General features: G+C 71.1%; 12 protein-coding genes and 1 pseudogene. 1 reads left to right on the plus strand and 12 read right to left on the minus strand.

Translation table 11 applies throughout. The annotated features are described in order from the left end of the window. Window positions 1-3 precede the first annotated feature (3 nt). From EZ242_RS01540 to EZ242_RS01585, 11 genes and pseudogenes are all read right to left on the minus strand, one after another. Window positions 4-1,200: a CaiB/BaiF CoA transferase family protein gene (locus tag EZ242_RS01540; RefSeq protein ID WP_135283343.1), complete on the minus strand. Its 1,197-nt coding sequence runs from the start codon at window positions 1,198-1,200 to the stop codon at window positions 4-6. Between the two features lie 24 nt (window positions 1,201-1,224). Further along, window positions 1,225-1,389 carry a Clp protease/crotonase-like domain-containing protein gene (locus tag EZ242_RS22285; protein ID WP_240786993.1) on the minus strand — a complete coding sequence of 55 codons (165 nt, stop codon included), beginning with the start codon at window positions 1,387-1,389 and terminating at the stop codon, window positions 1,225-1,227. Between the two features lie 83 nt (window positions 1,390-1,472). Then, a pseudogene (locus tag EZ242_RS22575) lies at window positions 1,473-1,634 on the minus strand (hypothetical protein); the annotation flags it as partial. Between the two features lie 10 nt (window positions 1,635-1,644). Next, a complete protein-coding gene (locus EZ242_RS01550; RefSeq protein WP_135283344.1) occupies window positions 1,645-2,388 on the minus strand; it encodes a carboxymuconolactone decarboxylase family protein in 744 nt (247 codons plus the stop codon). Next, window positions 2,385-3,599 carry an SDR family oxidoreductase gene (locus tag EZ242_RS01555; RefSeq protein WP_135283345.1) on the minus strand — a complete coding sequence of 405 codons (1,215 nt, stop codon included), beginning with the start codon at window positions 3,597-3,599 and terminating at the stop codon, window positions 2,385-2,387. The genes EZ242_RS01550 and EZ242_RS01555 overlap by 4 nt, the downstream gene beginning before the upstream one ends. 11 nt (window positions 3,600-3,610) lie before the next feature. Beyond that, a complete protein-coding gene (locus tag EZ242_RS01560) occupies window positions 3,611-4,564 on the minus strand; it encodes a tripartite tricarboxylate transporter substrate binding protein (RefSeq protein ID WP_167784604.1) in 954 nt (317 codons plus the stop codon). A 22-nt stretch (window positions 4,565-4,586) separates the two neighbouring features. Continuing rightward, a complete protein-coding gene (locus EZ242_RS01565; RefSeq protein ID WP_135283347.1) occupies window positions 4,587-5,345 on the minus strand; it encodes an SDR family NAD(P)-dependent oxidoreductase in 759 nt (252 codons plus the stop codon). Window positions 5,346-5,361: 16 nt separating this feature from the next. Continuing rightward, complete coding sequence (locus EZ242_RS01570) at window positions 5,362-6,324, minus strand: acyl-CoA dehydrogenase family protein (RefSeq protein ID WP_135283348.1); 963 nt, start codon at window positions 6,322-6,324, stop codon at window positions 5,362-5,364. Further along, complete coding sequence (locus EZ242_RS01575) at window positions 6,321-7,541, minus strand: acyl-CoA dehydrogenase family protein (RefSeq protein WP_240786942.1); 1,221 nt, start codon at window positions 7,539-7,541, stop codon at window positions 6,321-6,323. The genes EZ242_RS01570 and EZ242_RS01575 overlap by 4 nt, the downstream gene beginning before the upstream one ends. Then, the gene (locus EZ242_RS01580) at window positions 7,538-9,679 is read right to left on the minus strand and encodes an acetate--CoA ligase family protein (RefSeq protein ID WP_135283349.1); all 2,142 of its coding nucleotides are present in this window, start codon (window positions 9,677-9,679) and stop codon (window positions 7,538-7,540) included. Before EZ242_RS01580 ends, EZ242_RS01575 begins: the two co-directional genes overlap by 4 nt. A gap of 3 nt (window positions 9,680-9,682) precedes the next feature. Next, window positions 9,683-10,453, minus strand: a complete 771-nt coding sequence (locus tag EZ242_RS01585; protein ID WP_135283350.1) for an enoyl-CoA hydratase/isomerase family protein — start codon at window positions 10,451-10,453, stop codon at window positions 9,683-9,685. Window positions 10,454-10,692: 239 nt separating this feature from the next. On the opposite strand from EZ242_RS01585, the gene EZ242_RS01590 reads away from it, so the two are divergent. Further along, a complete protein-coding gene (locus tag EZ242_RS01590) occupies window positions 10,693-11,580 on the plus strand; it encodes an SMP-30/gluconolactonase/LRE family protein (protein WP_135283351.1) in 888 nt (295 codons plus the stop codon). A gap of 121 nt (window positions 11,581-11,701) precedes the next feature. Here EZ242_RS01590 and EZ242_RS01595 read toward each other — a convergent pair whose 3' ends face one another. Beyond that, window positions 11,702-12,646 carry a LysR family transcriptional regulator gene (locus tag EZ242_RS01595; RefSeq protein ID WP_135283352.1) on the minus strand — a complete coding sequence of 315 codons (945 nt, stop codon included), beginning with the start codon at window positions 12,644-12,646 and terminating at the stop codon, window positions 11,702-11,704. Window positions 12,647-12,743 lie beyond the last annotated feature (97 nt).

Genomic DNA, 12,743 nt, shown 5'->3' on the forward strand with positions numbered 1-12,743 from the left:
TTCTCAGGTGACCTTGTCTGCTTTCAAGCGGGCGAACCGTGCGTCGTCGACGCCCAGCAGCTCGGCCAGGATCTCGCGGGTGGCTTCGCCCAGCAGCGGGGGGGCGTGGCGGACGGGCGGGCGCTCGCCGTCCAGGCGATAGGGCGGCGCCAGCACCTGCGTGCGGCCGGCCACGGGGTGCGGCAGCTCGGCGACGAGGCCGCCGGCCCTGGCGCGGGGCGACTGGAGCGCCTCCAGCACGCCCAGCACCTCGCCGCAGGGAATGCCCGCGGCGTTCATGCGGTCCAGGAGCAGTCGCCGGGGGAAGGCGCGCAGCGCCTCGCGCAGCTGCGGCTGCAGCTCGTGGCGATGCTGCGCGCGGCCGAGGTTGGTCTTGAACCGGGCGTCCTCGGCCAGGTCCGGCCGCTCGATCACCTCGCGGCAGAAGCGTTCGTACTGGGTGTTGTTGCCCACGGCGACGATGAGCGGGCCGTCCTGCGCGTCGAACACGCCATAGGGGACGATGGCCGGATGCGCGTTGCCGAAGCGCGGCGGGTCTTCCTGCTTCAGCAGGGCCTCCAGGCCGTAGTAGGCGCTGATCATGAGGCCGCAGTCGAACAGGGCCATCTCCACGTGGCGGCCGCGGCCGCTGCGCTGGCGGTCGAAGAGCGCGGCGAGGATGGCCTGCGCGGCGTACATGCCGGTGAACATGTCCACGGCGGCGACGCCGAACTTCAGGGGCGGCTGGTCCGCGTCGCCGTTGATGGCCATCAGGCCCGCCTCGCCCTGCACCATGAGGTCGTAGCCGGGTCGCGCGGCCTCCTGGCCGTAGCGGTCGTAGCCGGAGATGGAGCAGTAGACGATGTCCGGGCGCAGCGCCCGGATGTCCTCGTAGGCCAGGTGCATCTTCTCGACGCCGCCGTGCTTGAAGTTCTGCAGCACCACGTCGCACTTCGCGGCCAGCTCGCGCGCGAGCCCTTGGCCTTCGGCCGTCTGCAGGTCCAGGGTGACGGAACGCTTGTTGCGGTTGGCGCTGTTGTAGTAGGTGGTCTCGGTGTCGCCGACGCGCACGCCCCAGTCGCGCGTGTCGTCGCCGCGCGAGGGGTGTTCGACCTTGATCACCTCGGCGCCGAGATCGCCCAGCGCCTGGGCGCACAGCGGGCCGGCGAGCACGCGCGACAGGTCCAGCACGCGGACGCCGGCGAGGGGCAGGGGATTCATGCGGTCTCCTGGGTCAAAATCGATTCAGCGCCCGCGGAACACGGGTGGCCGCTTCTCCTGGAAGGCTCGCCGTCCTTCCGCGCGGTCTTCGCAGTCGCGCAGCAGGCCGTCGGCGTGCTGCTCCATCTCCAGGGCCTGCTCCAGCGGCATGCCCAGTCCGCTGCGCACCAGCCGCCGGGTGGCGCGCACCGACAGCGGCGCGTTGCGCGCGAGGCGCGGTCGCCGGCGCCGGTGAGGATCACGCAGCGCACCGCCTCGTCGGCGGCGATCCGCTCCCAGGTGGCGCGCAGCTCGGCACGCAGCGATGGATCGAGCGCGTTCATCGCCTCGGGCCGGCTCAGCGTCACGGTGGCCACCCCGTCCTGGAGGGTGCAGAGCACGGGCATGGCTTGTCCTCCCCGGCTCAGGCGCGGGCGACGTGTTCGAGCCGGCATGCGGCCTCGATCATGGCGCGGTGACCTGGCGCAAGACGTTCACGCCCAGCGCGGTGCCGTGCACCGACAGGTGCGCGCCGAGCTGGATCGCCTGGAGCAGCTCGGCCCGCGGGACGCCCTGCGACAGGGCGGTGGCCACGATCTGCCGCACCGCCTCGGGGTTGAAGGCCGTGAAGCAGGCGTGCAAGGCGAGCTGCACCACGCTGCGCTCGCCGGCTGAGAGGCCGGCCGCGGGCCGGCCCCGCTCCAGGAAGTCGATCAGCACCTCGGCGTAGCCGGGGTCCAGCCGCGCGACCGCCCGCAGCGCGAGGGCGTGCGCGGGGCCCAGGCGCTCGATGTCGGCCTGGAGGCCCGGCGCGCAGGCGCCCTCATCGTCCGCGCCGGCCAGCTCGGCGAGGATGTCCGTGGCCTGGCAGACGCTGGCCACGCCCTGCACGGCCACGAGGTGCAGCACGTCGAAGATCTCGGCGGGCGTGACGCCCACTTCCAGTGCCCGCTTCAGGTGGGTGTGCAGGCCGGGCTCATAGAGGTGGGCGGAGGAGGCGTCCAGCGCCACGTAGATCAGTTCCACCATGCGCGGCGTCAGGGGGCCCGTGCGCGCGGGGTAGCCGGCGTAGCGCGCGTACTGCTCCAGAAAGGCGGGCGACACACCGAGCATGGTCTCGGCCCAGGGCCGCCAGTAGCCGCGCTCGGCGATGAAGAAGGCCTTGACGCGCTCGGCGTCGGCAGCGGGGTCGGTGGACGGGTGGTTCATGCGCGCTCCGGGGTGGGGTGGCAGGCGAGGGTCTGCCCGGTGAGGAACTGCGCGGCGGCTCCGCAGGCGTAGCGCAGCAGCGGGTGCAGGGCAGCGGGCGCGATTCCGGGCGGCACCTCCAGGGCGTTGACGCGCAGGGCCTGGCCGCCCCATTCGCAGGCCAGCGTGGAGACCAGCATGCGTGCGGCCGCGGCGTCCCCCGCGTCCTGCCAGCGCACCGACGGCACCGGCGGCAGCAGCAGCGTGAGGCTGGCCTGCTGCGCGTGGGCGGCGGCGAAGCGGACCGCGGCATCGTGCACGGCATGCAGCAGGCGCCCGGGTCCGGCGGCGAGTGGCGAGAGGTCCAGGCAGGCGCGGTAGGCGGGCTGCGTGCTCGCCGTCGCCACTGCGTACCAGGGCGCCGCATCGCCGCCGACCACCGACAGCGCCAGCGGCAGGTCCAGCGGCAGCACGGGCAGGGTGGCTGGCGCGAAGCGCTGCGAGCCGCCGTAGATGGACGAGCCGCCATTGACGGCGAGCACCTGCCCGCTCAGGGGACCTGCGCCTTCACTCGCGAGGAAGCGCAGCGCCTGCGCCATCTCCGCCGGCGCGGCCATGCGGCCCATCGGGATCTTGCTCACCGCGGCGGCGGGGTCGATGCGGCCGGCCTGGATCAGGCCGTCCACCAGCTCGGTGCGCACGAAGCCCGGTGCCAGCACGGTCACGCACCATTCGGGATGCGCCTGGGCCAGCGCGCGGGTCTGCGCGATCAGCCCCGCCTTGCTCGGGCTGTAGGCGCCGCGCCAGGGGATGGCATGCAGGCCGGCGCCGGAGGCCACGTTCACGACGCGCGCGCCGGGCTGAAGCCGCTCCCGGCAGGCCTCGACCACCGCCGCGGGCGCGGCGAGGTTGAGCGCGAGCAGCCGGTCCAGCTGCGCCCGGCCTTGATCGGCCAGCGGCGTGCCCGAAGGATCGGACATGCCCGCGTTGTTGAGGATCGCGTCGAGCGGCGGCAGGCCCTCACCCAGACCAGCGACCTGGGCCGCGTCGGTGAGGTCGATGGCGCACAGGGCATGCGCGCCGGCAGTGGGGGAGGGGAGTTCCCGTGCCAGCGCGCGCAGCGCCGGTTCGTTGCGATCGACCAGCACGCAGCGCCAGCCGCTCCCGGCGAAGAGCCGCACGGCATCCCGTCCGATGCCCGAGGCGGCGCCCGTGATCAGGACGGTCTGCATCGCCGGGGCATTCAGTGCTTGATGTCGAAGGTCTTGATCATGTCGGCCATGCGGACGAAGCCCTGGTCGATCAGCTTCGCGAACTCGGCGCTGCTGGCCGGATAGTTCTTGATGCCGTACTCGTTGGCCAGGAAGTCCGCGTACGGCTTGCTCGCAACCACCTTCTGGACGGCGGCCTCCAGCGTCTTGCGGGCGTCCTCGGGGATGCCCTTGGGGGCCGCGACGCCGATGATCCCGGTGATGCCGATGTCGTAGCCCTGTTCCTTGATGGTGGGCACCTGGGGGAACCAGGGCAGCCGGAAGTCGCTGGCCGAGGCGATGAACTTCAGCTTGCCGGCGCGCACCAGCTCGGCGTACTCGGACGGGCCCTGCAGGGCGACGTCCACGTGCTTGCCCATGACGGCGGTGATCGACTCGGCCGAGGATTTGTAGGTGACCTGGTCGAACTTGCCGCCCGTGAGCTTGTGCAGCTGCAGGAAGGGAAAGTTGTTGGGCGCCCCCGTCACGCCGTAGAACACGCCCTTGGGGGTCTTCGACTGCGCGACCAGGTCCTTGACGTTGTTGATCGGCGAGTCCGGTGCCGTCACGATGCCGTAGCTGAATTCGGCCACGCCACCCAGCGGGGTGAAGTCGTCGCGCTTGTACGGCACCTTCATCAGCTGCGACGTGAAGGTGACGGTGCTATAGGAATAGAAGCCGATCGTGTAGCCGTCCGGCCGGGCCCTCGCCAGGTTGCCCAGCTGCAGGGTGCCCGTGGCGCCGGGCTGGTTCAGCACCACGACCGATTGCTTCAGCTCCTGGCCCAGGAGCCTGGCGAACTCGCGCGCGATGCCGTCCGTCGATCCGCCCGCGCCATAGGGCACGGTCAGGGTCACGGTGCGCTCGGGGTAGGAGGCCGCCTGCGCGTGGGGGGCCAGCGTGCCCCAGGTGCACAGGAGCGCGAGGGCCGTTCGGGTGATGGTCATGGGAGGTCTTTCCGGGGGTCGATCAGATGTTGGTGAGCGTGATGCCGCCATCCACGGTCAGCGCCTGCGCCGTGATGAAGCCGGCCTCGTCGCTGGCCAGGAAGCAGATGGCGCGGGCGATGTCCTCCACCGTGCCCAGGCGGCCCAGCGGCGTGCGGGCGATGCGGTTGGCGTCGCGCTCGGCATTGCGGTTGCGCTGCGTGCCTTCGGTGGGCACGGCCGAGGGGCACACGGCATTGACGCGGATGCGGCGCGCACCCAGTTCCGCGGCCGCGGCCCGGGTGATGCCCAGCACGCCCGCCTTGATGCCCGAATACACCACCGAGTTCGCGGCCGAACGCAAGGCCGCGACCGAGGCCACGTTCACGATGGCGCCGCCGCGTTCCGGGTCCATCACGGCCGCCGCCTCCTGCAGGCTCCAGATCACCGACTTGAAGCCCACGTCGAGCATGCGCTCCACGGTCTCCGGCTGGATCTCGGGGATGGACTGGTAGCGCACCCAGGCGGCGTTGTTGACGAGGATGTCGAAGCGCTTGCCGTGCTCGAACGTCCGCTGGATGGCCTCGCGCATGCCTTCGCGGCTGCCGATGTTCTGGGTCACGCCGAAGGCCTGGCCACCGCGCGCGCGGATGTCCTCCACCACCGGCTGCACCAGTTCGTCCTTCAGGTCGTTCACGCCGACCAGGGCGCCCCGGGCGGCCATCTGGAGAGCCGTCTCGCGGCCGATGCCGGCGCCGGCGCCGGTGATGAGGGCCACGCGGCCGAGCAGGTCCTGGTTCATGGACGGTTCCTGGAAGTCAGACGGACTGGATGAAGTCGCGGCCCGCCTGGCGGGCGAGCGCGCCGGAGCCGAAGGCGGCATCGAACTTGCGCACCTCGCGCAGGGCGTAGTGCAGCGGCACTTCCCAGGTGAAGCCCATGCCGCCATGCAGGTGGATGGACTTCTCCAGCACGAAGGCAGCGTTGGCAAGGGCATTGGCCAGCACCGGCCGGGTGTCCCGCACGCGCTGGAATTCATCGGTGTGGAGCACCCGTTCGACGCCCGCGCGGGTGGCCTCCTGCAGCAGGCGCATGCGGGCCAGCAGGTGGCGCACCGCCTGCTTCGCAGACAGGGGCCGGCCGAACTGGACGCGCTGCGAGAGATAGCCGGCCGTGGTCTCCAGGGCGCCTTCGGCGGCGCCGTTGACCAGGGCGGCGACGAGGATCCGGGCCTCGCGCTGCAGGCCGGCGAAGGTGCCGGCATCCAGGCGCGCCAGCACCGTGGGGCGATCCAGCGCCAGCCAGGCCTGCGGGTGCTCGGGGTCCAGGGCGCCGTCTTCCTCGATGGCCAGGCCTGCGGTGGCCAGCAGGGCGGCCCCGCCGTCGCCGTCGGCCACCAGCACCCAGTCGCTGCCTTCCACGTGGCGCGCATGGCCGGCCCAGCCGTCCTTCAGGCTGCCGTCGAGTGCCCAGCTGGCGATCCGCGCGCCGCTGGCGAGTTCGCCCGCCAGCTCCGACTCGCCCAGGGCCTTGGCTACCAGCATCGTTTCGAGCAGCGGCCACTGCAGGCGCAGCTTGCCCGCCGCCGCCACGATGGGCACGGCGAATTCGATGCCCAGCGCCAGCCCGCCCGCGGATTCGGACGCGCACACGCCGCACAGGCCGGCGTCGGCGAGCACGGGCCCGGCCTCGCGGAGGCCGCGCGTCTGCGCATCGGCGATCGCCTCGGCCGCGGCCTGGGCGAACTCTTCGGGCTTGAGGTCGTTGTCGGGGGCGCTCATTTCGCAAGTTCCGTGGGCAAGTCCATGATTCGCTGCGCGATGATGTCCAGCTGCACTTCGGTCGTGCCGGCGTAGATGGTCTCGGCGCGCGCGAAGAGATAGGCCGTGGTGAAGTGCTTGCGGGCCCGCCGCGCCAGGGCACTGGAGCGCGGCGTCACATGGGACACCAGCGACAGCGCCAGCTCCGCGAATTTCTGGTGGCACTCGGACCAGTACAGCTTGGTCAGCGACCCCCGCGCGCCGATGCGCTCGCCCGCGACCAGCTGGTCCACGGTGCGCTCGACCAGGCCTTTGAGCGCGTCGATCTCGCCCAGCACCTCCCCGATGCGGCGCTCGTAATGGCCGTCCTGCAGCAGCTGCGACAGCGCCGGGTCCGACTTGCAGGCGGCCACCAGCTGGCGCAGCTCGCATTCGAAGCGCCAGGCCCGGTACATGCGGTTGGTGGCGCGCTCGATGGACAGCACGCGGATGGCGGCATTCCAGCCCTCGTCCGGCTCGCCCAGGCGCGCGCCGTCGGGCACCACGACGTCGTCGAAGAACACCTCGGCGAAGGAGTCCTTGCCGTCGATGGACTTGATCGGCACCACGCGGATGCCGGGGGTGTCCATGGGCACGGCGAACATCAGCAGGCCCCGGTGCTTGTCCGCCACGGTGCCGGTGCGCGTGAGCAGCAGGCAGTAGTGCGCCTTGGCCGCGCCGCTGGTCCAGATCTTCTGGCCGTTGATGCGCCACTGCTCGCCCTCCTGCGTCGCCTTGGTCCGAAGGCGCGCCAGGTCGGAGCCCGCGTCCGGCTCCGAGAAGCCCTGGCACCAGTAGTGCTCCATCGCGAGGATGCGCGGCAGGAAGAACTGCTTCTGGTCTTCGCGGCCGACGGCCTGGATGATGGGGCCGGCCAGTTCCTTGCCGATGGAGCTCACGCTCTCGGGCATGGACAGGGCACCCACTTCCTTGTTGACGGCCAGGTGCTCGCGCAGGCTGAGGCCCAGGCCGCCGTAGGCCCTGGGCCAGGTCATGCCCGCCAGGCCGGCCTGGTACATCGACGCTTCCCAGGCGCGGCATTCGTCCAGCGTGGGCGTGCGGTAGTCGAGGCTGTCCGAGCGCATGTGCGCGGGCAGGTGGGCCTGCAGCCAGTCGCGGGCGTACTGGCGATACGCGGCCGGGCCGGCCGCCGCGTCCGGGATGGCGGGGTTCTTGTCCATGTGCATGAAAGCGCTCACGGTGCGGGGGTGTTGCGGGCGGCCGGCACCATGAGGGCGTCCAGCACCAGGACGCCCTGGCCTTGCGGCTTGACCAGGATGGGGTTCATGTCGATCTCGGCGACCTGGGCGGCGTGGCGGCACGCGAACTCCGACAGCAGGGCCACGGTGCGGGCGGCCGCGGCGACGTCGGCCCGGGGGGTGCCGCGGGCGCCGTCGAGCAGCGGGAACATGCGCAGGCCGCGGATCATCCGCTGCGCCTCGTCCTCGGAGACCGGCGCCACCTGCACCGCGACGTCCTTGAGGATCTCGGCATGGATGCCGCCGAAGCCCACCATCACCACCGATCCGAACACCGGGTCGCGCGAGATGCCGGCGATCAGCTCCACGCCGCCGCGCACCATGGGCGCGACCAGCACGCCGTCGATGCGCGCCTGCGGGGCATGCTGCCGCGCACTGGCCATGATGCGCGCGAAGGCCTCGCGCACGGCCGTGTCATCGCGCAAGTCCAGCGCCACGCCGCCGACCTCGGTCTTGTGCGCGATGTCCTCCGAGGCGATCTTGAGGACCACCGGGTAGCCGGTCTCGCGCGCGGCGCGCACGGCGGCCTCGACGCTTTCGACCACTTCCTCGCGGGGCACGTCGATGCCAGCGGCGGCCAGTGCCTTCTTCGCATGGAACTCGTTGCGGAACACCAGCGGATCGATCGTCCCGGCCTCGCCGCGCCAAGGCTGCGCGGCGGGCAGGCTGGCCAGGCGCCCCAGCTTGACCAGGCCCGCCAGGCCGGTGGCCGCCGCGGGGATGCTGCGGAAGACGGGAATGCCCAGCGCGTTGATCTCGGCGACGGCGTCGGCCGGACCCTGGCTGATGATGACCAGCAGGCGGTCCGGGTGGCTGGCACGGATCTTCGCGAGCGCCTCCAGGTACACGCCGCGCAGGCGCGGGTTGGACAGCGACAGCGCCAGCATCAGCACCAGGGTGCTGCCCGAGGCGTCGTCCTGCAGGGCCGTGAGCATCTTCAGCAGGATGTCCGGCCGCGCCGACATCTGCGCCGACGCGTCCACCGGGTTGTTGGTGCCCGCCGTCGGCACCGCCTCGCGGATCAGCGCCTTGGTGGTCTCGGACAGCTGCGGCAGCGTCATGCCGGCCTCGACCATGGCGTCGGCCATCATGATGCCGAAGCCGCCCGAGGCGGCGACCAGCGTCACCGCATCGGTGCTGGGCAGGCGCTGCGCCGCCAGCAGGGCGGCGGCGTGGCCGATGTCCAGCAATTCCTCGAAGGAGCGCACGCGCAGCGCACCATGGCGGCGCAGCACGGCGTCGAACACCGCGTCCGAGCCGGTCAGCGCGCCGGTGTGCGAGGCGGCCGCGGCCTGGCCCTGTTCGGTCGCGCCGATCTTCAGCACGATGACGGGCTTGTTCCTGCGGCGCGCCTGCTCCAGCGCGGCGGTCAGGCGGCCGGCGTGGCGGCAGGTCTCCATGCAGCACAGGATGATCCGCGTGCCCGGGTCCTCGGCCAGGGCGGCAATGCCGTCGGCGACGTCCACGTCGGCCTCGTTGCCGGTCGCGATGAAGCGGCTGACGCCCAGGCCGCGGTCGGCCATGTTGCGCAGGGTGAAGCTGCCGATGTTGCCGGACTGCGAGACGATGCCCACTTCGCCGGCCGGCGGAATGCTCTGCTCCAGCGCGATGGAGAAGGTGCCCACGATCCTGTCGGGCACGCTGACCACGCCCAGGCAGTTCGGCCCCATGAGGCGCATGCCGTGATGGCGCGCCGTGCGCACCAGCTCGGCCTGCAGCTCGGCGCCTTCAGGGCCCGCTTCCGCGAAGCCGGTGGACAGCACGACCACGCCGCGCACCCCGCGCTGCGCGCAGTCGCGCACGGCCTGCAGCGTGGCCTGCGCCGGCACGGCGACGATGGCCAGGTCGGGAGCGGTGGGCGTGTCCACCACGGACGCATAGGCCTGCAGGCCCTGGAGGGTGCCGGCCTTGGGGTTGATCGGGTAGATGGCGCCGGCATAGCCGTACTTCAGCAGCAGCTGGACGGGGCGGCCACCGATCTTGGTGACGTCGTCGGAGGCGCCGATCACGGCGATGCCGCGGGCCTGGAAGAAGGCGTCCAGCCCCGCGCCGGGGGCTTCCTGTACCTGGCTCAGCATGACTCAGCGCCCCTTGAACACGGGGGCACGCTTTTCCAGGAAGGCCATGCGCGCTTCACGCGCGTCCTCGGTCTTGGACAGCGCCACGGTGAACTCCTGCTCGAAGCGGTAGGCGTCACGCTGCGGCATCAGGTCCACCATGTTGGCGGCGCGCTTGGCGTAGACGATGGCCAGCGGCGCCTTGGAGGCGATCTCGCGCGCCAGGCCCAGCGTCACGTCGAGCAGCTGGCCCTCGGGCACCACGTCCTCGATCACATTGCGCCGCAGCAGCTCCTGGGCCGTGAGGCGCTGGCCGGTGAAGAACATGCGGCGCAGGGTGGAGCGGCCGAACAGCGTCTTGAGCATGGAGGCGCCGCCGGCCAGCCCGACATTGATCTCGGGCATGCCGACGGTCGCGTTCTCCGAGGCATAGAGGATGTCGCAGGCTGCCGCGAGCCCGAGGCCCGCGCCCAGGGCCGTGCCGTTGATCGCGGCGATGACCGGCTTGGCGCATTCGCGGATGGCGTTGCCGGTTTCGCGCGTGATGCGGTTGTGGTCCAGGAAGTCGCCGGGCACGTCGGCGCTGGGGCGGTCCTTGAGGTCGGCGCCGGCGCAGAAGACGCTGCCGGTGCCGGTCAGCACGGCGCAGCGGATGTCCTCGCGTTCGGAGATGGCGTCGAAGGTGGCCACGATCTGGCGGCGCATCTCGCGGTTCAGCGCGTTGACCGGCTTGCGGTCCAGGGTCACCAGGGCAACGCCCTCCGAGACCTCCAGTCGAACCCATTCTTCACTCATATGTCACCCCCACTAAAAGCCGCTGGCCACGGCATGAATCAGACGGACAGAACACCGGGAATCGGTGCTCGGGGGAGTATAGAAATCGGGTGCGAATCCATCTTCGGCCCGATGTGGAGGAGTGTTCTGCAGAAATTGCAGCAGTCCGGCCGCGATGGCGAGCACCGGATTGCTAGGATGCCGCCGCACGCCCGAGCACATTGCTGCAACCGCGCAATTGCGGCCGGCGCCCACCCACGATGGACACCAGACGCCTCGGCAATTTGAAGACCCAATTGGGCGAATGCCCGCTGTGGCACGGCGGCCGGCTCTGGCTCCTGGACTGCCGTGCCGGGCTCATCCATGCGCTGGATGCGGACAGCGGCGCCGAGCTGGCGCGCCACGCCGCGCCGGCGCCCCTGGGCTCCTTCGCCTTCAACGGCCCAGCCGGCGACGAAGTCGTGCTCGCGCTCAAGGAAGAGGTTGCGGCGCTGGACCTGCGCAGCGGGCGGCTTCGCACGCTGGCGCGGCTGGGCATCAGCCATCCGCAGCTGCGGCTCAACGACGGCACCTCGCTGCCCGACGGCAGCTTCGTCGTGGGGACCATGCACGTTCCGCGGGAAGAGCGCGCGCCGCCGCTGGGTGGCCTGTACCGACTGGGCACGGACCTGGTTTTCACCCGGCTCGACGAGGGCTACGGCGTCACCAACGGGCCGTGCCTCGATCCGGTGACCGGCCGGCTGCACGTGGCCGACAGCGAGAGCCGGGTCATTTTTTCCTATGCGCTCGCGCCGGACGGAACGCTGTCGGACAAGCAGGTCTTCGTGCGCACCGACACGCTGGGCTCCGGCCCCGACGGCTGCGCCTTCGACAGCGAAGGTGGCCTGTGGACCGCGCTGGTGCGCCAAGGTGCGCTGGGGCGCTTCGACGGGGCAGGGCGGCTCACCCACCGCATCGCGCTGCCGCTCGCGCATCCCACGGCGCTGTGCTTCGGGGGGGCGGAGATGGGCGATCTGTTCGTGACCAGCATCAGCGACAGCGGGCGGCTCAAGGCGTCGGGTCCGCTGGATGGTGCGGTGCTGAAGATCACGGGGCTGGGGTTCAGCGGCGTGGCGCGGCCGGAGTGCCGGATGCCGGCAGCGGGCTGAGAGGGAATTCCGAAACAACTCCCTCCCCCATTTGGGGGAGGGCTGGGGTGGGGGCTGGGGCGCCGACGACGCCACTTCGCGCGGCCCCCATCCCAACCTTCCCCCAAGGGGGGAAGGAGCTTCACCCCCCGCGCCCCGCCGCCTTTCCATGCGCCTTGAACCGCTGCTCGGGTCCCGCCACGTGCTCGGTCACGAAGTCCAGGAACAGGCGGATCTTGGCCGGGATGATGGCCGTGTCCAGGATGGTGGCGTACATGCCGGCGTCGAAGCTGCTGTTGCTGACCTGCACGTCGCTCAGCACGCGCACGAGCCGCCCCTGGCGGATGTCCTCGTGCACGGTGTAGTCCTCCAGCAGGGCCAGGCCCTCGCCCAGGCGCGCCAGCTCCAGCAGGGCGACGCCGTTGTTGGTGACGTGGCGCGGCTTGAAGGCGATCTCGCGCACCTGCTCGCGCTCCTTGAACATCCAGCTGGTCTGGTCGCCGGGCAAGTGGTAGGCCAGGCACTCGTGTTCCAGGATGCTTTCGGGTGCCGTGAGCGGCGGCTTGCCGGCCAGGTAGGCCGGGGAGGCGACCAGGTAGCGCTCGCTCCTGAACAGGATGCGCCGCTTGACGCCGGCTTCCACCGGCGGCGAGATGCGGAAGTCGATGTCGAACTGCTGGCGCCGCAGGTCCACCGGTGCTTCGGCGAGCGTGAGCTCGATGTGGATCTGCGGGTAGAGGCGGCGGAAGCCCGCGATGAGGTGGGGCAGCACGCCCAGGCCGAACATCATGCGCGAGTGCACGCGCAGCAGGCCCTGGGGCGCGGAGCTGATGGCGGTGATGTTGCCCTGCAGGTCGTTGATGCGGCTCAGGATGCCTTCGAGCTGCCGGGCGTACTCCTGCCCCGATTCGGTCAGCACCACCTGGCGGGTGGAACGCAGCAGCAGCTTGATCTTCAGCTCGTCCTCGATCTGCGTGATCATGCGGGACACGCCGGTCGCCGAGATGCCGAAGCGCCGTGCCGTTTCCGAGAAGTTGCGGGTCTGGGAGATCGACAGGAACAGCTCCATGGCGCGCAGCCTATCCATGAGTCCTCCGTTATTCGTTGTTCAGAACTGCAGTTTCCGAGGTAGTGGATCCGGGATGCGTCCCTAGAATTTGCCGCCATTGCAGGTCCGATTCCTG

The organism is Ramlibacter rhizophilus (genome assembly GCF_004681965.1).
GTDB lineage: Bacteria > Pseudomonadota > Gammaproteobacteria > Burkholderiales > Burkholderiaceae_C > Ramlibacter > Ramlibacter rhizophilus.

Coding starts and splice junctions, on each gene's coding strand:
- EZ242_RS01560 (WP_167784604.1), bottom strand. CDS start 4,564: ATGACCATCACCCGAACGGCCCTCGCGCTCCTGTGCACCTGGGGCACG.
- EZ242_RS01580 (WP_135283349.1), bottom strand. CDS start 9,679: ATGCTGAGCCAGGTACAGGAAGCCCCCGGCGCGGGGCTGGACGCCTTC.
- EZ242_RS01590 (WP_135283351.1), top strand. CDS start 10,693: ATGGACACCAGACGCCTCGGCAATTTGAAGACCCAATTGGGCGAATGC.
- EZ242_RS01555 (WP_135283345.1), bottom strand. CDS start 3,599: ATGCAGACCGTCCTGATCACGGGCGCCGCCTCGGGCATCGGACGGGAT.
- EZ242_RS01595 (WP_135283352.1), bottom strand. CDS start 12,646: ATGGATAGGCTGCGCGCCATGGAGCTGTTCCTGTCGATCTCCCAGACC.
- EZ242_RS01550 (WP_135283344.1), bottom strand. CDS start 2,388: ATGAACCACCCGTCCACCGACCCCGCTGCCGACGCCGAGCGCGTCAAG.
- EZ242_RS01565 (WP_135283347.1), bottom strand. CDS start 5,345: ATGAACCAGGACCTGCTCGGCCGCGTGGCCCTCATCACCGGCGCCGGC.
- EZ242_RS01585 (WP_135283350.1), bottom strand. CDS start 10,453: ATGAGTGAAGAATGGGTTCGACTGGAGGTCTCGGAGGGCGTTGCCCTG.
- EZ242_RS01570 (WP_135283348.1), bottom strand. CDS start 6,324: ATGAGCGCCCCCGACAACGACCTCAAGCCCGAAGAGTTCGCCCAGGCC.
- EZ242_RS01540 (WP_135283343.1), bottom strand. CDS start 1,200: ATGAATCCCCTGCCCCTCGCCGGCGTCCGCGTGCTGGACCTGTCGCGC.